The organism is Micromonospora marincola, assembly GCF_056150385.1.
The window spans coordinates 428,144-448,235 of the sequence record NZ_JAXCFT010000001.1 but is presented as its reverse complement, the minus strand read 5'-3'; the positions used below and the strand labels follow the sequence as shown (position 1 = coordinate 448,235).

Sequence of the window (20,092 nt, the reverse complement as noted above, 5' to 3'; positions counted from 1 at the left end):
CGCCCCAGATCCATCAAGCACTCCTGACTTCATCAGCTCGGGCAGCTCGCGTCACAGCGTTCCATTCTGAAGAACGCCGTTCCACTTGGCCGAAGAGTAGACCCCGACCCCGAGGGCGTCAACGGTCGAATCTTGGCCGTGAGCAGCAGGGCTTCCCTCGCCACACTGATCCTTACCGGCGGTCGAGACGACGCTTCCACCACCGGCGATCGTGCGGTATCGTCCCCGCTGGAACTCCGTTTCCCTGGAAGGAACAGTCACTTCCATGAATACCGAAGCCCTCAGTGACCCGTTGGCGTTCTGTTCCACGCTCGAGGCGGCGGTCTTCCTACGAGTGAACGGAATCGTATGAACCCGCAACCCCTATGGCCGATGCTCCGGGACTCGAAGGTCGTCGACCTCTCGCACCCGTACCGGATCGGCATGCCACAGTCGCCGAACCATCCGCCGTTCCGGCTGGCGCTCGAGCGCCGCCACGGAGACCTCGTCCGCGGCGACGGCGCCTCGGCGGCAAACGAGATCATCGTCATCGGCGGCCACGTCGGCACGCACGTCGACGCCCTCGCCCACGTCTCCAAGGACGGACGTGTGCACGGCGGCCAGTCGGCACAGGCGTTGCAGAGCAACAAGGGATTCGCGCACCTGGGCATCGACGAGTTCGAGCCGTACGTGGGGCGCGCCGTCCTGCTCGACGTCACCGCCGTGCACGGCGTCGCCAACCTCCCACCCGGGTACGAAGTCACAGTCGACGACCTCGAACGCGCGCGGCGGGACGCCGCGGTCGACATCGGTCCCGGCGAGGTGATCCTCATCGGCACCGGCTGGTCGCGGAACTGGGGCGACAAGGCGTTGTTCACCGGCCAGGAGTTGGGCGCTCCCGGTCCCGGACCGGCTGCCGCGCACTGGCTCGCCGAGCACCTGCCCCGGGCCGTCGGCGCCGAGACGATCGCCTTCGAGCACATCCCGGCCGGAGGCGGCCACGCCCTGCTGCCGGTGCACTCCATGCTCCTCGTCGAGCGGGGCGTCAACATCGTGGAGACGATGAACCTGGCCCCACTGATCGACCTGGGGGTGACCGAGTTCGCCCTGGTCCTGAACCCGCTCAATGTCGTCGGCGCGACCGGCGGGCCGGTCCGGCCGCTGGCGGTGATCCCCGCGTGAACATCCGGCCACGACGCGAACGTAAACGAGAAGGAGACCCGTGGAGATCGAAGCCAGAATCAGCGCGATGGGGTTCACGTTGCCCGAGTTGCCCGTGGTCAAGACCCGGCGGGTACGGGCAACCCGCTCCGGCAACCTCGTCTTCCTCGCCGGCCACGGCCCCTTCAAGGACGGTGGATACCCGTTCAAGGGACCGGTTCCCGAGGCGATCACCGTCGAGGAGGCCGGCCAGGCGACCCGGTACAACGCGCTGGCCCTGCTCTCCACGCTCAAGGGCACGATCGGCGACCTCGACCAGGTGACCCGCATCCTCAAGGTGGTCGCCTTCGTCAACGCCGTACCCGGATTCAACCGCGCCTCCGAGGTCGCCAACGGATGCTCGGACCTCCTGATGGACCTGTACGGCGAGCGCGGCCGGCACTCGCGTTCCGCTATCGCGGTCACCGGGCTGGGCCTGGACATCTGCTGTGAGACCGAAATGGTCGTCGAGGTGGCCGACGGCGGCGCGGGGCGGTGAGCGGCGTGCTTCTGCGGGACCTTCTCGCCGAGCGGTGCGAGGCCGTCCGGGCGGCCCCCGACGAGGTTCCGCTCGACGTGGCGACCCGACGCCTCGTCGACGGCGTGGGCGTGACGCTGCGCGGAAACGCGACGTCGTCCGCCCGCATCGCCCACGCGTACCTCGGTGTCGCGGACGGCCCGCCGCTCGCCCGCCTCGACGCGCTGCTGACGCTCGCCGGGGCCGAACCGGCCCGGGCCGCGTTCGGGCTCGGGGTCGCGGCCGGCGCCAACAACTGGGCCGACACGTCGTTACGGTCGCTTGCCCACCCCGGGGCGGCGGTCCTGCCCGCGCTGCTCGCGGCGGCGGCCGGTCGGGCACTCCGCTGGCACGAGCTGGCGACGGCCATCGCGGCGGGCTACGAGGCGATGGAGGTCGTCGGGCGTGCCCTCAACGACGGCGTCCCCCGGTTGAGCAGCCAGCGGGCCGGGTTCCGCAGCGCGGCCCTGTGCGGCGCGTTCGGCGCTGTCGGCGTGCTCACCGTCCTCGACCGGCTACCCGCCGCCACGAGCGCCGCGGCCTTCGGCATCGCCTGTGACCTGGTCGGTGGGCTCACCAGACAGGCGCGCGGCGCCGACTCGGCCATCCGCATGCAGGCCGGCAGCGCCGTGCGTGCGGGCTTCGAGGCGGTCGCGCTGGCCCGCGCCGGGGTGAAGTCGGCCCCCGACGTCTTCGAGGCGGCGGACGGCTTCCTCCGCGCCCATCACGCGACGGCCGCGCCGCCGACGGATGCGCGTCCGCGGTGGCACATCCGCGGCGCGGCGCAGAAGTTCCACTGCGCGCCACACAACTTCGCCACCGCGCTCGACCTCATGCGGGTCGTCGCGGCCGGCGGACAACAGGCGCTTGTCGCGGTGCGCGTGCCGCAGGAGCACCTGGATCTGGCCCGGTCCTCGTCCGCGTTCCCGGACACGCCGGCGCAGGCGGCGTTGAACCTCAGATACTGCTGCGCCCGGGTGCTCGCCACGCGCGACTTCCTCTGGCCGGACGACATCGCCGCCGGCCTGCGCGACGAGGCGACCCGGGCGAGGTTCGACGGAGTCACCATCCGTGGCGACGAGGTGTTGAGCGCCCGACTTGAGGACGATCGGGAGGTGTGGCCCGCCGTCGTGCGGGTGACCTCGCGGGACGGCCGGGTCGTCGAGCACAGCGCGGACCATCCGTTCGGCACCACGTTCGACGACCGGGTCGCCGAGGCGGCACGGGCGAAGTTCGACCGGGACGCCGCCGCCGGCGGCGTACGCGAGCCGCAGCGGTGCCGGGAGGAACTGGTTTCCGCGGTGGCGGACGACCGCGCCGTGGTCGACACCCTGACCGGCATCGTCCGGCGCGAGTCACGGGTGGCGGCATGAACCTCGAACTCGCCGGCCGGGTGGCACTTGTCACAGGCGGCACCCGCGGCATCGGCCGCACCATCGCCGAGACCCTTCGCGCCGAAGGCGCCCACGTGATGGTGGTCGGCCGGCCGAACCCGGCCGCCGGCCGCGCGGACGACGACGACACGCTGCGCGCCGACCTGCGTGACGAGGCGGCACATCGGCCCCTCGTCGACGCGGTGGTCGCGCGGTACGGGCGCCTGGACGTGCTCGTCAACAACGCCTCGCTGCCGGCGAGCGGCCCCACGTTGGCCGGCTGGCTGGAGATGGTGGAGACCAAGGCCTACGGCTACTGGTCCCTGGCGATGGCGGCGCTACCGGCGCTGCGGGAGCAACGCGGCAGCGTCGTCAACATGTCGGGTGTCGCGGCGATCCGACCGTCCGGCGGCAATCCGCAGTCGGGCGCGGTGAACGCGGCAGTCGAGCATCTCACCTCCCTGCTCGCCGTGACGTTCGCCGCGCACGGCGTCCGGGTGAACGCGGTGCGACCCGGCAGCGTCGACTCGCAGCGACGGCGTACGCACCTCGCGGAGGTGGCGAGGTCCACCGGCCGGTCGACCGAGGCCGCGCTGGCCGACGAGGCGGCGAACATCCCCCTGGGTCGGATGACCTCGCCGGACGAGGTCGCCGCCGTCGTGGCGATGCTCTGTTCGCCGAGGTCGGGCGCGACCACCGGCCAGGTCGTCGCCGCCGACGGCGGCCTGGGCCTCGCGCCGCTGATCGGTTGACCTGATGGTGATCACATGAGCTGGCCCCGACGCCTACCCGTCGACCCGTACGTCGCCGCGATGGTCGCGACGGTCGCGGTCGCGACGGTGCTCCCGGTCCGCGGCGACGCCGCGACGATCGCCGGCTGGGCGACCACGGCCGCCGTCGCGCTGCTGTTCTTCCTGTACGGCGCCCGCATCTCGCCGCGCGAGGCATGGGCCGGAGCCTCGCACTGGCGGCTGCATCTCGCCGTGCTCCTGGCCACCTTCGCGCTCTTTCCCGCGTACGGGCTGCTGCTCGGGCTGCTCTCCCCAAGCGTCCTCGACCCGCAACTCCACCAGGGGCTGCTGTTCCTGTGCGCGGTGCCGTCCACCGTGCAGAGCGCGATCGCGCTCACCTCGATCGCCGGCGGCAACGTACCCGCCGCCATCTTCAGCGCGTCCTTCTCCAGCGTCGCGGGCATCGCACTCACCCCGCTGCTTGTCGGCGCGATGATGGGCGGCACCGGGACGGTCCATCTCTCCCCGGCGGCGTTCGCCGACATCGCGCTCCGGTTGCTGCTGCCGTTCGTCGCCGGTCAACTGGTCCAGCCCTGGCTCGGCGGCTGGATGAAGCGACACAGGAAGCCGCTCACCGTCGTCGACCGTGGCTCGATCCTGCTTGTCGTCTACACCGCGTTCAGCGCCAGCGTCGTCAGCGGCGTCTGGGGCCGCGTCAGCATCTCCGACCTGCTTGTGCTCCTCGTCGTCGAGGCCGCGCTGCTCGCCGCCGTCCTGCTGACGCTCGCCGTCCTGCCCTTCACCCGGCCCGACAGGATCGCCATCGCGTTCTGCGGGTCGACCAAGAGCGCGGCGGCCGGCCTGCCGATGGCGACGGTCCTCTTCTCCGGCCCGACCGCCGGCCTGCTCATCCTGCCGCTGATCATCTTCCACCAACTCCAGCTCATCACCGGCACCGTCCTCGCCCGCCGCTGGGCCGACGGCGGGCGGACCACGCCGGGCGACGACCCCGCGGCGCAGGCCGAGCCGTCGCCGGCATAGCCCGGACCAGTGGGCTACCGCGACGTCCGCCGTGGTCCGGGCCGTCGCTCCCGCGGCCTCGCCCGCCGCCGCTTGTCGCGCTCGACCCCTGAGCCAAGGCCCGAACGCGCGACCTCGCGAGCCTCGTCGTTTCTCTCAGCGGATCGTCGTTCCGGCTAAGCCGGGACGTTGCCCTCGAAGCCCAGCCGCGCGGAAAGCTCCGCGGTTTCGGCGAGCAGCGGCTTGGCAAGCTCGTCGATCCGGCCACGGATCCGCTCGACCGGGCCGCACACGCTGATGACCGCCACCGGCTGGCCCTCGTGGTCGAGCACCGGCGCGGCGAGGGAGCCGGCCCCGGTCTGCCGCTCGCCGAACGACACCGCATAGCCCCGCTCGCGGATCAGGCGCAGCTCGTCCCGCAGGTGACTGGCGTCGATGAGCGTGTGGTCGGTGAGCGCGGGCAGCGGACCGGAGGTCAGATACGCCTCGCGCTCCGCCTGCGAGACATAGGCGAGGAAGACCTTGGAGGAACTCCCCGCGTGCAGCGGAAACGCCTCGCCGATCTGGACCTCCATCTTCACGTCCCGTGCCGGCGTGACCTGGTCGAGGTAGACACGCAGGTCACGGACCCGGATGGAGAGGGTCGAGGTCTCCTTCGTCTGCGCACTGAGCCGGCGCAGCGGCTCGCGGGCGAGCTGGCGCACGTCGACGCGATCGAGGAAGGCGCGGCCGAGAGCCAGCGCGGCCGGGCCGAGCACGTATCGCCGACTCCCCTCGTCGACGGTGACGAGCCGCCGGCCGCAGAGCGTGGTCAGGATGCGGTGCACCACTGCCTTGGAGACGCCGAGCTCGCGGCCGATCTCCGAGACCCCGAGGTTCGTCACGCCGGAGCGGGAGAACAGCAGCAGGACGTCGAGCGCCCGCTCCAGGCCGTTGACGGTACGCCCGTCGGGTCCGGCCTCGGTCCGCTGGTCGATCGTCAACGTTCACTCCAGAAGTAGGTCGCCCGTCCGCCACTCCACCCGCCCGGGACGGCGCTTCGGCGGCGGACCGAACCACAGCACCGCGTCAGCTCCCCGACGGCCCGCCCCGGCCAACTCGGCAGGGGCATGTCCCGGCACGTGGAGGTGGCTGCGCGGCGCGCAACGCTTTCACCCACCGGAACATCGTACCTCTCTCCGAGACGATGCCGAGCGCCGCCATCACTCCGAATCGCCGGGCGGACCGGCGACGCCCCCGGCGCGGCCCTTACCGGGCGTCGCAAAATAGTGAGAAACAGATTCCCGAGGGACCAAGTGACAGTTTCCTCTAGCCTCACGACGAGCGGAAACACCCACCGACGCATGGCGAAAGGAGCACCTTAGCCGTGATGACATTTCGCATTCTCGGCCACGCCACGCCACTCAGGACACTGAGCGTCGCCATTGCCGTCGCGGTGGCCCAGATTCTGGCGCCCGTCGCCGGCGCCGCAGGCAGGGGCGACCAACCCACAATCCGTTGGCGGACGGACGATCCGCTGTCGAGCTCCCGCTACGCGCTGGCGGCGGCCACGGCGTCGGACGGGTCGATCTTCGCGATCGGGGGCTCCGACGGGACTTCGGTCACCAGGGTGGTGGAGGTCTACACACCTCGGACGAGACGGTGGAAGGCCGGTCCGTCGCTGCCCAACCCCAGGTACCGCCATGCGGCAGCCACCGGCGGAGACGGACGCGTCTACGCGATTGGTGGCAGCTCTCCCGGCGTCGAGGGACCGTTCCTCAGCTCGGTGCTCGCCCTGACGCCGGGCGACGACCACTGGGTGCCCGTGGCGCCGATGCCCACCGGACGGCAACTGCTCGCCGCGACAGCCGGCACCGACGGCCGCGTCTACGCCGTTGGCGGCCACCGTGGCGCCGCGCTCGCCACCCTGGAGATCTACGACCCGACGGTGGACCGCTGGGCCACCGCAGCGCCGATGCCCACGCCGCGCTACAACCTGGGAGTGACGGGCGGACCGGACGGACGGATCTATGCGATCGGCGGGCACACCGCCGCGGTGGAGTCCGCGCGGGTGACCGCCCGCCGCCGGGTCCCCCAGCCTCCGGCCGGCGACTCTCCCCCCGCTCCCCAGCCTGGTGCGGACGCGGAGCCGGCCCCACCGTTGGGAGGCCTGAGGCGTACTGCCGCGCTGACGGAATCGCGGTGATCCCGCTCTGCTTGCTCGAACCCTGACAACCGGCGCCTTGCGAACGCCGTCTTTGACCGGGCACCATCAGACAATCGCACGATGTCGACGGGGGCCACCATCTTCAGTACGTCACCAACCATAGACACCGCGCTTTCGGGTCACCGGCGGGCGGGAACGGTGGCTCTGGTCGCCGCCGCGGCGAGCGCCGTGGTGCTGGCTGTGCCCGGTGGCTTTCGTATCTTCGACGGCTACGCCACCCTCTACGGCGCGAGCCGCTGGGTGCTGCTGGCGCTGATGGCCGCAGGCGGACTCATGCTGCGACGGGGCGGACCGGTCGCTACCGGCGTCGCAGCGACAGTGGGCCTGTTCGCCGCCGGGCAGCTCAGCGCTACCGGCATCTGGGCGGTGAAGCACTGGCGCCCCTTCTCCGGCATGGTCGGCACCGGCTACGACATGCTTCCCCTGCTGATGTCGCTGGCAGCCGTCCTCGCCGTCGCGGGCGCATCGGCCGCAGTGTTCTGCCTGACCGCGATGCGCCGCAGCGGTGTTTGGGCCGTGCAAGCCACTGGAGCTCAGCGCTGGGTCACATTCTCAGCCGGCGCGGTAGTCGTGGTCGGCCTGCCGGTCGCGATGCTTGGCGGACTGTCCCCGATCACTATGCTCGGTACGTTCACGCTGCTGTTCGGCCTGCCGTGGGGCGTCGCCCTGGCTGCGACCGGCTGGCTGCGCCGCGACGCGGCGATCGCTGCAGGTGCCCTTGTGACCGTCAGCGCGCTGACCGCCGTTGGCTGGAGCATCGGCCACCGCACTGAGTGGCGCTCCGTTTTCCCCCATTTTCTCGCCGTCGCCGTCGTAGCCGCCCTGACTACCGCCGCACGCCTGCGCCGTCCTACCCAAGCCCTCTGAGCACCTCCGGCCGTCTAACCACCGGCCATCACCTCCCACCACCAGTGCGGGGAGGCAGCCTGCCCGATCTGGCCCCGCCTGTGCTGGCTGCTGCGGTCAGGCGCCCCTAGTGGGTGGCATGGGGGAAGGTCGGGGGGCTCCTCCGGAGGCATGGAGCCTGGCCACGGGCCAGGATGAGGAGGTGACCCTGCCTGCGTCCGCAGCCTCCGATGACCTGCCCCGGGCCCATCGCCTGGTCCGGGACGAGGGCGGCGCGGACCGGTTCACGCTGTTTCTTGTCGCCGCGGTGCTCACCATCCTGGTGACCCGGGCGTTCCTGCACATGACCGGCTATCCGCAGGTCGGCGGCGGAGGGCTGCACGTCGCGCACGTGCTGTGGGGCGGCCTCGGGATGCTCGCCGCCCACCTGATGCCCATGCTGTTCCTCGGCATCGCGGTGAGAAACGCCGCCGCTGTCGTGGCCGGAGTCGGCTTCGGCTTGTTCATCGACGAGGTCGGCAAATTCCTCACCGCCGACAACAACTACTTCTATGAACCCGTCGCCGCCATCATCTACGCCGTTCTCGTCGCGACCTACGCCCTAGTAAGACTCGGCGTCAACCGCCGGCCCCTGAGCGAACGGGAGCGACTCGTCAACGCGGCACAGCGGACGGCAGATGGCCACGCCGGCTCGCCGACGGGTGGTGAATGGCCGACGCGCATCCGCGAGCAATGGCGGGCAGGGCTTGCCGACTTCTGCCAACGGCCGTTGCTCCGCCGCTGGACCGCACCAGCGGTCGCGTTGTTCACCCTCTTCTCGCTGGGCCGCCCGCTCGTGCTGCTGTCCCGGGCTCCGAACCTGCCCAACGTCATCTATGCCGCGTTCGCATCCGTCGCGTTCGTGCTCGCGGTCCTCGGACTGTGGCGCTCGACCCGTGGCCGGTCCGCAACCAACCTGTTCGAGGTTGCTCTGATGATGGAGCTTCTGGTGGTGCAGGTCTTCTGGCTCCTGGACAACGAGTTCGCCGGAATCCTGCCAGTCGCCTGGACCGTGGTCCTGCTGACCGCCAACCGATGTGACACGCGAGGCTGACGCGAGAAACCGTGAGACGCCGGGCCGGAGAACGAATCAGCGGCCCGGTCGATGATCAATCGACCAGGCCGCTGACCCGCAATTTCAAGGGTGGAGCCGAGGGGACTCGAACCCCTGACCCCCACACTGCCAGTGTGGTGCGCTACCAGCTGCGCCACGGCCCCTTGCGGTCGGCCCGGTCGCCCGGGCACGGGAAGAACTATACACACGCCGCTTTGCATGGTCATCTGGCGGGGGTCCCCCCGAACGGGGTCAGTTCAGCGCCACGTCCGGCGGGAAGTGGGCCACCGCCGCCATCATCCCACCCTGCCGGCGCAACACCATCGGCCAGAGATCATCCGGGCGGTCGACGAAGGCGTCGCCGGGGAGCGCGTCCAACACGAACCAGGACCCCTCCTCGATCTCCCGCTCCAACTGACCGGCGCCCCAGCCGGAGTAGCCGGCGAACACCCGGATCCCGCCGACGGCTTCCCGCAGCTTCTCCGGGTCGATCGAGAGGTCGATGGTGCCGACCGCGCCGGAGACCCGGTGGAAGCCCCGGACCGGTTTGACCGGGTGGCGCATCCGGGCCAGGCAGATGGCGGAGTCGGGTTGCACCGGGCCGCCCTCGAAGAGCACCGCGGGGTCGCGCGCCAGGTCGCTCCAGTCGCCGAGGACGTCGGCCACCGGAACCTCGGTGGCCCGGTTCAGCACCACGCCGAGGGCGCCGCCGGGCTCGTGTGCGACAAGCAGCACGACCGTGCGGTCGAAGTTCGGGTCCTTGAGCACAGGGGTCGCGACCAGCAGCCGTCCGGTCATCGATTCCATGGCTCGGCCACCGATCGCCTGCCCCTCACCCTGCATGTCCGACACCCGTCAGCCGTGCGCCCGTGCGGGCCTGACGCCGTCGACCGTCCACCCTGTCAACGCCATGTCACGCACCATAGCTTGCGTCCCGCCCGCTGGCTAAGGTCTGACCGGCGGGTGAGCGCAACGGATCGAGGGAGGGTCGGATGGCGGCGGAGGCCGAACTGGCGGTGATCGGCGGGTCGGGTCTCTACGCCCTGCTCGACGGCGTGGAGCACGTGGTGGACACCCCGTACGGCGCGCCGTCGGATCCGGTCACGATCGCCGAGGTGGGTGGGCGCCGGGTGGCGTTCCTGCCGCGACACGGCCGCGACCACAGGCATCCGCCGCACCGGATCCCCTACCGGGCCAACCTCTGGGCGTTGCGTTCCCTCGGCGTACGCCAGGTGCTGGCGCCCTGCGCGGTCGGCGGTCTCCGGCCGGAGCTGGGGCCGGGCACGTTCGTGGTGCCGGACCAGTTGATCGACCGCACCAGCGGGCGGGCGCAGACCTACTACGACCGGGGCGCGGTGCACGTGTCCTTCGCCGATCCGTACTGCCCGGCCGGGCGGCGGACGCTGCTGTCGGCGGCGGCCGGCCGGGGCGTGCCGGCGGTGGACGGCGGGACGGTGGTGGTGGTCGAGGGGCCCCGCTTCTCGACCCGCGCGGAGTCGCGCTGGTTCGCCTCGATCGGCGGCACGGTGGTCAACATGACCGGGCACCCGGAGGCGGTTCTCGCCCGCGAGCTGGCGCTCTGTTACACCTCGATCGCGCTTGTCACGGACCTGGACGCGGGTGTCGAGGCGGGTGAGTCGGTCACCCAGGAGGAGGTGTTCGGCGTCTTCGCGGAGAACACCGACCGGCTGCGCGGGCTGCTGCTCGACGCGGTCGCCGCGCTGCCCACCGAGCGGGACTGCCGCTGCGGCGCCGCGTTGGACGGCATCACGCTGCCGTTCGCCCTGCCGTGAGCGAAGTGCCCGAAAAGTCCGCCTCGACCCGCTAGATTCGGTGGGTCGGGGGCTGCGCACCGGGCCGTCTCCGGCACCGCGGCCAGGACGGAGGCAGCCGGCGATGGCGACGGTGCGCGAGGCCACGTACGACCTGCTGCGCGCGCTCGGGCTGACCACGGTCTTCGGCAACCCCGGCTCGACCGAGGAGCCGTTCCTCGCCGACTTCCCGGCCGACTTCCGCTACGTGCACGCGCTCCAGGAGGCGTCGGCGGTGGCCATGGCCGACGGCTACGCGCAGGGCACCGGCCGACCCGCCCACGTCAACCTGCACACCGCGCCGGGCACCGGCAACGGCATGGGCAACCTCGTCACCGCCTGGCACAACCGGACCCCGCTTATCGTCAGCGCCGGCCAGCAGACCCGCGAGATGCTGCTGATCGAGCCCCGGCTGTCCAGCCCCCGGGCGGTCGAGCTGGCCCAGCCGTACGTCAAGTGGGCCCACGAGCCGTCCCGCGCGCAGGACATCCCGGCGGCCTTCATGCGGGCGTACGCCACGGCGGTGCAGCCTCCCGCCGGGCCGATCTTCCTCTCCCTGCCGATGGACGACTGGGACCGCCCCGCCGGCCCGCCGCCGCAGGTGCGTACCGTCGCCACCCGGATCGGGCCGGACCCGGACCGGCTGCGCGGCTTCGCCACCGCGCTTGCCGCTTCCCGCGCCCCGGCGCTGGTGCTTGGCGCCGCCGTGGACCGGGCCGGCGCGTGGCCGGCCGCCGTCGCGCTTGCCGAGCGGCTGGCCGCCCCGGTGTGGGCCGCCCCGGCGCCGGAGCGGGCCGTCTTCCCCGAGCGCCACCCGCTGTTCCGGGGCGTCCTGCCGTACGCGATCGGGCCGCTGGCGGAGGCGCTGCGCGGACACGACACCGTGCTCGTGGTCGGCGCGCCGGTGTTCCGCTACTACCCGCACGTGCCGGGCGACTACCTACCCGAGGGCACCCGGCTGCTGCACGTCACCGACGACCCCGACGAGGCGGGCCGGGCCCCGGTCGGGGAGAGTCTGCTCGGTGACGCCGGGCTGACCATGGCCGCGCTGCGGGAGCTGCTGCCGCCGAGCGACAGGCCCCCGCCGCCGCCCCGTGAGCCGCCGCCGGAGCCGGAGCCGACGGACCCGCCAAGCGCGGACACGCTCTTCGTGGCGCTCGCCGCCGCCTGGCCGGCGGACGGGGTACTGGTGCAGGAGTCACCGTCCAATCTGTCCGCGTTGCGCCGCCGGCTGCGCATCGACAGGCCGCGCTCGTACTTCACGATGGCAAGCGGCGGCCTGGGCTTCGGGTTGCCGGCGGCGGTGGGCCTGGCGCTCGCCGAGCGGGACACCGGGCGCGGCCGGCCGGTGGTGGCGGTGATCGGCGACGGCTCGTTCCACTACTCGGTGCAGGCGCTGTGGACCGCGGCGCGGCTGCGGCTGCCGCTGCCCGTCCTGGTCCCGGTGAACCGGCAGTACGCGATCCTCAAGGCGTTCGCCGAGCTGAAGCACACGCCGGGCGTGCCGGCGCTGGACCTGCCCGGGCTGGACGTGACAGCGGTGGCGCGCGGCTACGGCTGCGCCGCCGAGGTGGTGTCGCCGGACCGGCTGGGCGGGGCGCTTGCCGACGCGCTGGCCGCGGACCGGCCCACGGTGCTGCCGGCGCCGATCAGCACCGAGGTGCCCCGGATCCTGTGACTCAGCCGGGTCGACTCAGCCGGGTCGACTCAGCCAGGTCGGCTCAGCCGGGTCGGACGGTCAGCGGGAGGCCGCTGCCGAGGTCAAGCACGGTGCGGTCGCCGAGCGGGGCGTCGAGCGTGACGCTCACCGGCGCTATCTTGAGCTGCAGGGTGCAGACGCCTGTCGGCCTGACCACCTCGGCGCCGACCACCACCACGTCCGGTCGTTCCAGCACCAGCGGGGTGGGCGCGCCGTCGCAGGCGCCGACGCCGACGGTGTAGTCGAGGCGGCTGCCCTCCACCGCCTTCAGCCCTTGCGCGGCGACCAGGCCGCCCGGCAGCGGCTTGCCGTCCGCCGCGCCGCTCGGCACCGCGCCGACCGCGCGCGGCGCGACCGCGAGCCGGGCCACCGGTACGGCCATCTCGTCCACCGTGAACAGCCACGCCGGCACCTCGGCCCGGCCCCGGCTGGTCCACACCGGCGCGCTTCCCAGCCGCACCGCGGTCACGGTGAGCGGGACGCAGGGCGTCGACGCGGTGGTCGACACCGGGCCCTCCGGACCGGGCTCGACGGTCGGCCCGCCCGGCTCCGGCGATCCGGGCTGGGACATCCGCGGTCCACCGGGCCGCCCGTCGCACGGCGGCGGATCCCCCTGGTCCAGTTGGGCGTACGCGTCGGCGGCGCTGACCAGCGGCACCCGCAGCTCGCCGTCGGGGAACCGGATCGACCCGTCCGGCGGGACGGCGGCCGGCATCTTCATCTGGTCCCGATACCAGCCGGCGCTGAACGCCACCTTCGTGTCGCCGCTGAAGCGCGGGTCGCCGGTGAGCACGGTGGCGTCCTGGAGCGGGACGTACCCGTCGCGCCACTGCTGCCCGGGCTGCCAGCGCTCGGCAACCTCCTCGGCCCGTTGGGTGAACGCGGAAGGCTGGTCCGGGACGGCGGGCGGTGCCGTGCCGGCGCCGGGCGTGGCGCAACCGGAGAGGACCAGCAGCGGAAGCCCGAGCAGGGCGACAGATCGGCGCATGCGGATTGGACGCCCCACCCCCCGTCCCGGTTCCCCGTTCTTCCCACCCACCCGGGCGCGGTTTCCCGGAAAGAGTGCTCATGCGGGCCCGGATAGCCACTCTTTCCGGGAAACCGCGCGGCCGAGGGGGTGGGGAGGGAGGGGGACGACTGTGCGCCCCGGTCCTGGTGGACCGGGGCGCACAGGGTGGTGGAGGTGCCGGGAATCGAACCCGGGTCCTTCGCCGGTTTGTCAGGGCTTCTCCGAGCGCAGCTCGCTATGCCTCTACTCGGCCCCACCGCTCACGCGAGCAAGTTGGTGTGACGGGCCCAGTCGCTGATTAATCTCGCCGCACGGACCCCGCGACCGGGTCCGGTTGGCCAGCCTTCTAGCTGATGCCGGCTAACTGGGTCGAAGGCGCTCCCAGGCCGACAGACTTGCTACTCGCCTCAGGCGGCGAGAGCGAAGTCAGCGCGATTGTTCTTGGCGCTTATTGGTTTCCGACGACCGATTCTCGAGACGACGTCGGCTTCCTCGGCTCGCTTCCCCTGTCGCTGCGTACGAAGTCGAAACCAGTCACCCCCTCGACGGGCTGCCCCTGTCGGCAGCACCACCAAGCCTAACGCCTGCCGCAACCGAATTCATCCCGAGGCCGGCCCGCCGAGCCAACAACCGGATGAACCGGACTTTTCACTCATCCATCCCCTTGCCGCGCCGGCCCGCCGCCCGGGCGATCTCCCGGTCGGCGTCCCGCTTGGCGAGGTCCTGCCGCTTGTCGTACGACTTCTTACCCCGGGCCAGGCCGATCTCCACCTTCGCCCAGCCGTCGGAGAAGTAGACCTGCAACGGCACAAGCGTCAGGCCGCTCTCCTTGAGCTTGCCCAGCAGCCGGTTGATCTCCAGCCGGTTGAGCAGGAGCTTGCGGGTACGCCGGGGCTCGTGGTTGGTCCAGGTGCCCTGGGCGTACTCCGGGACGTGCATGCCGTGCAGGTAGAGCTCGCCGTCACGCTCCTGGGCGAACGCGTCGACGAGCGACGCCCGCCCGGCCCGCAGCGACTTGACCTCGGTGCCGGTCAACGCCATGCCTGCCTCGTACGTGTCGAGGATGGCGTAGTCGTGACGCGCCTTCTTGTTGGAGGCGACCACCTTGCGACCCTTTTCCCGTGGCACCGGCGCCACCCCCTTCCGATCGGCTCCCCGGTCGACGGCCGGCGAGCGAAGATCATGCTACCGGAACCACAAGAGCCCTCCCGCGCCGTTTATTCCGGCGCGGGAGGGCTCCTGCCAGAGCCGTACGGGCAACTAGACCCGCAGGTAGAAGCGGAGCGTGACCCAGGCGGTGATCGCGCTGACCAGGCCACCGACGGCGGCCATCAGCGGGAAGGTCAGGAAGATCTCGGACCAGGAGATCGGGGTGATCAGCCCCTCCAGGGCCGCCATCGAACTGCCGGCCGCAAGCGTCTTCACGCCGATCAACGCGACCAGGCCGAGGATGGAGCCGATCAGGCCGGCCACCACCGCCTCCAGCACGAACGGCGCCTGGATGAACCAGTTGGACGCGCCGACCAGCTTCATGACCGCGACCTCACGCCGCTTGCTGTACGCGGCCACCTGAATGGTGTTCGCCACAAGCAGCAGAGCGGCGGCGGCCATCACGATCGCCAGCGCCAGCGCGCCGTTCTGGATGCCGGTGAGCACGCCGAAGACCTTGTCCAGCAGCTTGCTCTGGTCGACGATCGTGTCGATGCCCTCGGCGGCCTTGTACTGGTCGTAGATCTGCTTGTACTGCTGCGGGTCGTTGAGCGTGAGCCGGAACGACTCCGGGAGCTGGTCGGGCTTGACGGCGTTCACCAGGTCCGGCGCGTCCGCGTACATCTGCTGGAAGCGCTTGTACGCCTCGTCCTTGTTGACGTACGTGACGTCCTTGACCAGCGGGTCGGCGTTGAGCTTGGTTTCCAGGTCGGCGCGCTGCTGCTCCTGGACGTCGGTCTTCAGGAAGATCGAGACCTGGACGTTCTCGTAGTAGAGATCCTTCATGTCGCCGACCTTCTGGTAGAGAAGGCCGCTGCCGCCCAGCATGAACAGCGACACCGCCATGGTGATGATCATGGCAACCGTCATCGTGACGTTGCGCCACAGTCCGACCAGTACCTCGGACAGGACGTACTTCATCCGCATCGGGATATTCCTCCGGCTCTCCGGCGTGAGGTGTTCGTCGTCGGGATCAACGGGTCGCCTGGTCGGCTCAGCCGTAGACGCCGCGGGCCTGGTCGCGCACGATGCGGCCACTCTCGATCTCGATCACCCGGCGCCGCATCTGGTTCACGATGTTGGAGTCGTGCGTCACCATCACGACGGTCGTGCCGGTGCGGTTGATCCGGTCCAGCAGGCGCATGATCTCGATCGAGGTGTCCGGGTCCAGGTTTCCGGTCGGCTCGTCGGCCAGCAGGATGAGCGGCCGGTTCACGAACGCCCGCGCCACCGCGACGCGCTGCTGCTCACCACCGGAGAGCTCGTGCGGGTAGCGGTGCTCCTTGCCGCCGAGACCGACCAGCTCCAGCACCTCCGGCACGACCCGACGGGCGACCGCCTTCGTCTTGCCGATCACCTCGAGCGCGAACGCCACGTTCTCGTACGCGGTGCGGTTCGGCAGCAGCCGGAAGTCCTGGAAGACGCAGCCGATGGAGCGCCGGAAGTGGGGTCGCTTCCAGGACCGCATCGACGTGACGTCCTTGCCGTTGACGACGACGCGACCCTTGTTCGGCGTCACCTCGTGCAGCAGCAACTTGATGATGGTGGACTTGCCGGAGCCGGATGGACCGATGAAGAAGACGAACTCGCCCTTCTCGATCGAGACGGACACGTTGTCGAGCGAAGGCCGGGACGCCTTCGGGTACGTCTTCGTCACTTGCTCAAGCTGAATCACGGGTCGAGAGTCTACGCGGTGTAACCGCAGAGCCAAGCCCCACGCCCCCCAGATGCGGGGCGCGTCATCGATTTACCGGGTCAGACCGAGATCGATGACGCACTCCGTCCGGCCGCGATCACGCACCGTCAGCGCTGAGCTGCTGCTGCTTCCGCCAGCGGATACCCGCCTCGATGAAACTGTCCAGCTCACCGTCGAAGACCGAGGACGGATTGCCCGTCTCCTGCTCGGTACGCAGATCCTTCACCATCTGATAAGGATGCAGCACGTACGACCGCATCTGGTCGCCCCACGAGCCGGCGGCGTCGGTCTTCAGGCCGGCCATCTTGGCCTGCTCCTCCTGCCGCTTGCGCTCCAGCAGCCGGGCCTGGAGCACCCGCAGCGCGGAGGCCTTGTTCTGGAGCTGGGACTTCTCGTTCTGGCAGGTGACCACGATGCCGGTCGGGATGTGCGTGATCCGGACCGCCGAGTCGGTGGTGTTGACGCTCTGCCCACCCGGACCGGAGGACCGGTAGACGTCGATCCGCATCTCGTTCTCGGGGATGTCGATGTGGTCGGTCTGCTCCACCACCGGCAGCACCTCGACGCCGGCGAAACTGGTCTGCCGGCGGCCCTGGTTGTCGAAGGGGCTGATCCGCACCAGCCGGTGGGTGCCGGACTCCACGCTGAGCGTGCCGAAGGCGTATGGCACCTTCACCGTGAAGGTGGCCGACTTCAGGCCCGCCTCCTCGGCGTACGAGGTCTCGTAGACCTCCGTCGGGTAGCCGTGGCGCTCCGCCCACCGCAGGTACATCCGCAGCAGCATCTCGGCGAAGTCCGCGGCGTCCACCCCTCCGGCGCCGGCCCGGATGGCGACGAGCGCCTCCCGCGAGTCGTACTCGCCGGAGAGCAGCGTGCGGACCTCCATCTCCTGGATGGCCTTGGTCAGCCCGGTGATCTCCGACTCGACCTCGGTCAGCGCGCCCGGGTCGGACTCCGCCTGGGCGAGTTCCAGCAGCACCCCGGCGTCGTCGAGCCGGGAGCGCAGGTCGCCCAGCCGGCCGATCTCGCCGTTGACGTACGACAGCTGCGACGTCACCTGCTGCGCCTTGGCCTGGTCGTCCCACAGGTCGGGCGCGGAGGCCTCCTGCTCCAGGCGGGCCTTCTGCTCGCGCAGCTTGTCGAGGTCGAGCACGGCCTCGATGTTGCGCAGCGTGGCGTCGAGTTCCTTGAGCTGTTCGGCGTAATCGGCAGCGGTCACGACAGACAAGACTACTGCGTGCGTCCGTCGACTTGTCGCAGGTGGTCAGCCGGCCGGCGCGGTCTTCAGCCAGGACAGCGCCGCCCGGTGGTACGCGACGGCGAACTCCAGCGCGCTGGCGTCGTAGTTGTCGCCCTCCTTCTTCGCGTTCTTGACCTGCTCCCGCACCGCCGCCAGCGCCTCGGTGTGGTATTCGTTCGCCGAGGCGAACAGGTTCTTGAGCTGGCTCGACGAGTGCAGGCTGCCGAAGGCCATCCGCAACGCGATCGGATTTCGGATGGTGTCCTTGCCGGGATTCTCCGCCAGCCAGCGAGAAAATGTCCGCTTTCCGGACGCCGTGAGCGCGTACGGCTGGCTCATCCGCGGCCCGGGCTTCCCGAGCCGCACCAGACCCTTCTCAGCCAGGACCGGAAGCTCCCGGTAGACCTGGCTGCGGGTCATCGACCAGTACGGCGCCAGCCGGCGCTCGGCAGCGGCCATCAACTGGCCGCCAGTCATCGGGCCGTCGTGCAGCAGACCCAGCAGGGCTGCCGCCGTCGGGTTGACTCCGGATTCCGCCATGCCCTCTAAGCTGCCACTTTGTCGGCTCCGGCGTCCACGTTTTGCCGTTTTCGCCACTCCCAGGCGGTCCAGAGTGCACCGTCGACCGACGACAGAGGTAAGGCGGGGGCCCTTATTAACAGACGTCTGTTAATAAGGGCCCCCGCCTAACACCTCAGCCCATGTGGGGGTAGCTGTGGTCAGTGGGCGGCACGAACGTCTCCTTGATCGTCCGCGGCGACGTCCAGCGGACCAGGTTGTGCCAGGAGCCCGCCTTGTCGTTGGTGCCGCTGGCCCGGGCGCCGCCGAACGGCTGCTGCCCGACCACCGCGCCGGTCGGCTTGTCGTTGATGTAGAAGTTGCCGGCCGCGTACCGCATCTTCTCCGCCACCCGGTCGACCACCCGGCGGTCGGTCGCGAAGATCGACCCGGTGAGCGCGTACGGCGCGATCGACTCGGCCTGGGCGACCACCTCGTCGAACCGGGCGTCGTCGAAGACGTGCACGCCGAGGATCGGGCCGAAGTATTCGGTGGTGAACGTCTCGTGCGCGGCGTCCGAGCACTCGAAGAGCGTCGGCCGGACGAAATATCCGACCGAGTCGTCGGCGGTGCCGCCGGCCAGGACCCGGCAGGAGTCGTCGCCCCTGATCAGCTCCAGCGCGGCGGTGTGCCGGCCGAACGCCTTGTCGTCGATCACCGCGCCGCCGAAGTTGCTGAAGTCGGTCACGTCGCCGTAGGTGAGCGCGTCCGCGGACGCCGCGAGCCGGTCCCGCAGCCCACCCTCCCAGATCGACCGCGGCACGTACGCCCGCGAGGCGGCCGAGCACTTCTGCCCCTGGTATTCGTAGGCGCCCCGGAGCAGCGCGGTGTGCAGCGCGTCCACGTCGGCGCTCGGGTGCGCGACCACGAAGTCCTTGCCGCCGGTCTCGCCGACCAGCCGGGGATAGCCCCGGTAGCGGGCGATGTTGTCGCCGACGGTCCGCCAGAGATGCTGAAAGACCTTCGTGGAGCCGGTGAAGTGGATGCCGGCCAGGTCCGGGTCGGCGAGCACGACGTCGGAGACCTCCTCGCCGCGCCCGGTGACCATGTTGATCACACCGGGCGGCAGGCCGGCGGCCTCGAACAGGCGCATGGTGAAGTGCGCGGCGAACTGCTGGGTCGGACCCGGCTTCCAGACCACCGTGTTGCCGAGCAGGGCCGGCGCGGACGGCAGGTTGCCGGCGATCGCGGTGAAGTTGAACGGGGTGACCGCGTAGACGAAGCCCTCAAGCGGCCGGTGGTCGAAGCGGTTCCACACGCCCGGCGAGGACAGCGGCTGTTCGGCCAGGAGCCGGCGGGCGAAGTGGACGTTGAACCGGAGGAAGTCGATCAGCTCGCAGGCCGCGTCGATCTCGGCCTGGACCACGGTCTTGGACTGGCCGAGCATGGTCGCCGCGTTGAGCGTGTCCCGCCAGGGGCCGGCGAGCAGGTCGGCGGCGCGCAGGAAGATCGCGGCCCGCTCCTCGAACGGCAGCGCCCGCCACATCCCGGCGGCGCCCTTGGCCGCCTCGACCGCGGCGCGGGCGTCGTCGTGGGTGGCGTGCCCGGTGACGCCGAGCACGTGCGCGTGCTTGTGCGGCTGGACCACGTCGATCGACGCGCCCCCGGCCATCCGCTGCTCGCCGGCGATGGTCATCGGCAGCTCGATCCGCTCGGCGGCCAGCTCGGCCAGCCGCCGCTGGAGCCGCTCCCGGTCGGCACTGCCGGGCTCGTAGGTGTGGACCGGCTCGTTGCGCGGCTCGGGGACGGAGAACACGGCGTCCATCACAGGCTCCTGTGCGATCTCGACGGCGATGGCGAAACCGGACCCGCGGGCACCGACCGGGCGGCCGGGTGCCCGGACACCGCGCGGCGGACCGGTCGCGGCGGCGGGACCTGCGCCGATTGTTTCACGCGGCCCGCGCT

Annotated in this window: 19 protein-coding genes, 1 tRNA gene and 1 other RNA gene; 10 read left to right on the top strand and 11 right to left on the bottom strand. The window is 71.0% G+C overall.

The annotated features are described in order from the left end of the window. The first annotated feature begins 372 nt into the window (after positions 1–372). The 5 genes from SM450_RS02140 to SM450_RS02120 are packed head-to-tail and all read left to right on the top strand — an operon-like array spanning position 373 to position 4,841. Complete coding sequence (locus SM450_RS02140) at positions 373–1,161, top strand: cyclase family protein (RefSeq protein WP_474617924.1); 789 nt, start codon at positions 373–375, stop codon at positions 1,159–1,161. A gap of 40 nt (positions 1,162–1,201) precedes the next feature. Continuing rightward, a complete protein-coding gene (locus SM450_RS02135) occupies positions 1,202–1,678 on the top strand; it encodes a RidA family protein (protein ID WP_474617923.1) in 477 nt (158 codons plus the stop codon). Between the two features lie 5 nt (positions 1,679–1,683). Beyond that, complete coding sequence (locus tag SM450_RS02130; protein ID WP_474617922.1) at positions 1,684–3,069, top strand: MmgE/PrpD family protein; 1,386 nt, start codon at positions 1,684–1,686, stop codon at positions 3,067–3,069. Further along, entirely contained in the window at positions 3,066–3,821 is a 756-nt protein-coding gene (locus SM450_RS02125) for an SDR family NAD(P)-dependent oxidoreductase (RefSeq protein WP_474617921.1), read from the top strand. Before SM450_RS02130 ends, SM450_RS02125 begins: the two co-directional genes overlap by 4 nt. Before the next feature lie 15 nt (positions 3,822–3,836). Continuing rightward, entirely contained in the window at positions 3,837–4,841 is a 1,005-nt protein-coding gene (locus SM450_RS02120) for a bile acid:sodium symporter family protein (RefSeq protein ID WP_474617920.1), read from the top strand. A 155-nt stretch (positions 4,842–4,996) separates the two neighbouring features. Here SM450_RS02120 and SM450_RS02115 read toward each other — a convergent pair whose 3' ends face one another. Further along, the gene (locus tag SM450_RS02115; protein ID WP_474617919.1) at positions 4,997–5,803 is read right to left on the bottom strand and encodes an IclR family transcriptional regulator; all 807 of its coding nucleotides are present in this window, start codon (positions 5,801–5,803) and stop codon (positions 4,997–4,999) included. Positions 5,804–6,189: 386 nt separating this feature from the next. On the opposite strand from SM450_RS02115, the gene SM450_RS02110 reads away from it, so the two are divergent. The 3 genes from SM450_RS02110 (at position 6,190) to SM450_RS02100 (ending at position 8,965) form a co-directional block, all read left to right on the top strand. Continuing rightward, a complete protein-coding gene (locus SM450_RS02110; protein ID WP_474618354.1) occupies positions 6,190–7,005 on the top strand; it encodes a Kelch repeat-containing protein in 816 nt (271 codons plus the stop codon). An 81-nt stretch (positions 7,006–7,086) separates the two neighbouring features. Further along, positions 7,087–7,893 carry a hypothetical protein gene (locus SM450_RS02105; RefSeq protein WP_474617918.1) on the top strand — a complete coding sequence of 269 codons (807 nt, stop codon included), beginning with the start codon at positions 7,087–7,089 and terminating at the stop codon, positions 7,891–7,893. A gap of 181 nt (positions 7,894–8,074) precedes the next feature. Further along, complete coding sequence (locus tag SM450_RS02100; protein WP_474617917.1) at positions 8,075–8,965, top strand: hypothetical protein; 891 nt, start codon at positions 8,075–8,077, stop codon at positions 8,963–8,965. A gap of 91 nt (positions 8,966–9,056) precedes the next feature. Here the strand turns inward: SM450_RS02100 and SM450_RS02095 are convergent. Beyond that, a tRNA-Ala gene (locus SM450_RS02095) sits at positions 9,057–9,129 on the bottom strand. Positions 9,130–9,217: 88 nt separating this feature from the next. Continuing rightward, positions 9,218–9,808, bottom strand: coding sequence for a YqgE/AlgH family protein (locus SM450_RS02090; protein WP_474618353.1), 591 nt, complete (start codon positions 9,806–9,808; stop codon positions 9,218–9,220). A gap of 149 nt (positions 9,809–9,957) precedes the next feature. Between SM450_RS02090 and SM450_RS02085 the strand changes: the two genes are divergently transcribed. Continuing rightward, positions 9,958–10,758 (top strand): S-methyl-5'-thioadenosine phosphorylase, encoded by an 801-nt coding sequence (locus tag SM450_RS02085; RefSeq protein WP_474617916.1) that lies wholly within the window; start codon positions 9,958–9,960, stop codon positions 10,756–10,758. A 103-nt stretch (positions 10,759–10,861) separates the two neighbouring features. Continuing rightward, complete coding sequence (gene mdlC / locus SM450_RS02080) at positions 10,862–12,454, top strand: benzoylformate decarboxylase (protein ID WP_474617915.1); 1,593 nt, start codon at positions 10,862–10,864, stop codon at positions 12,452–12,454. A 43-nt stretch (positions 12,455–12,497) separates the two neighbouring features. Here the strand turns inward: mdlC and SM450_RS02075 are convergent, their stop codons facing one another. The 8 genes from SM450_RS02075 to pruA all read right to left on the bottom strand — a co-directional run bounded on the left by SM450_RS02075 (position 12,498) and on the right by pruA (position 19,952). Continuing rightward, a complete protein-coding gene (locus tag SM450_RS02075; protein ID WP_474617914.1) occupies positions 12,498–13,463 on the bottom strand; it encodes a hypothetical protein in 966 nt (321 codons plus the stop codon). 187 nt (positions 13,464–13,650) lie between these two features. Continuing rightward, positions 13,651–14,026, bottom strand: a transfer-messenger RNA (tmRNA) gene (ssrA, locus tag SM450_RS02070). Positions 14,027–14,132: 106 nt separating this feature from the next. Beyond that, a complete protein-coding gene (smpB, locus tag SM450_RS02065) occupies positions 14,133–14,612 on the bottom strand; it encodes an SsrA-binding protein SmpB (RefSeq protein WP_474617913.1) in 480 nt (159 codons plus the stop codon). A gap of 132 nt (positions 14,613–14,744) precedes the next feature. Next, the gene (gene ftsX, locus SM450_RS02060; RefSeq protein WP_474617912.1) at positions 14,745–15,620 is read right to left on the bottom strand and encodes a permease-like cell division protein FtsX; all 876 of its coding nucleotides are present in this window, start codon (positions 15,618–15,620) and stop codon (positions 14,745–14,747) included. Between the two features lie 67 nt (positions 15,621–15,687). Beyond that, entirely contained in the window at positions 15,688–16,368 is a 681-nt protein-coding gene (gene ftsE / locus SM450_RS02055) for a cell division ATP-binding protein FtsE (RefSeq protein WP_013284225.1), read from the bottom strand. A gap of 118 nt (positions 16,369–16,486) precedes the next feature. Further along, positions 16,487–17,608, bottom strand: a complete 1,122-nt coding sequence (gene prfB, locus SM450_RS02050) for a peptide chain release factor 2 (protein ID WP_474617911.1) — start codon at positions 17,606–17,608, stop codon at positions 16,487–16,489. Positions 17,609–17,653: 45 nt separating this feature from the next. Beyond that, positions 17,654–18,169: a PadR family transcriptional regulator gene (locus tag SM450_RS02045; protein ID WP_474617910.1), complete on the bottom strand. Its 516-nt coding sequence runs from the start codon at positions 18,167–18,169 to the stop codon at positions 17,654–17,656. A 154-nt stretch (positions 18,170–18,323) separates the two neighbouring features. Further along, the gene (pruA, locus tag SM450_RS02040; RefSeq protein WP_474617909.1) at positions 18,324–19,952 is read right to left on the bottom strand and encodes an L-glutamate gamma-semialdehyde dehydrogenase; all 1,629 of its coding nucleotides are present in this window, start codon (positions 19,950–19,952) and stop codon (positions 18,324–18,326) included. Positions 19,953–20,092 lie beyond the last annotated feature (140 nt).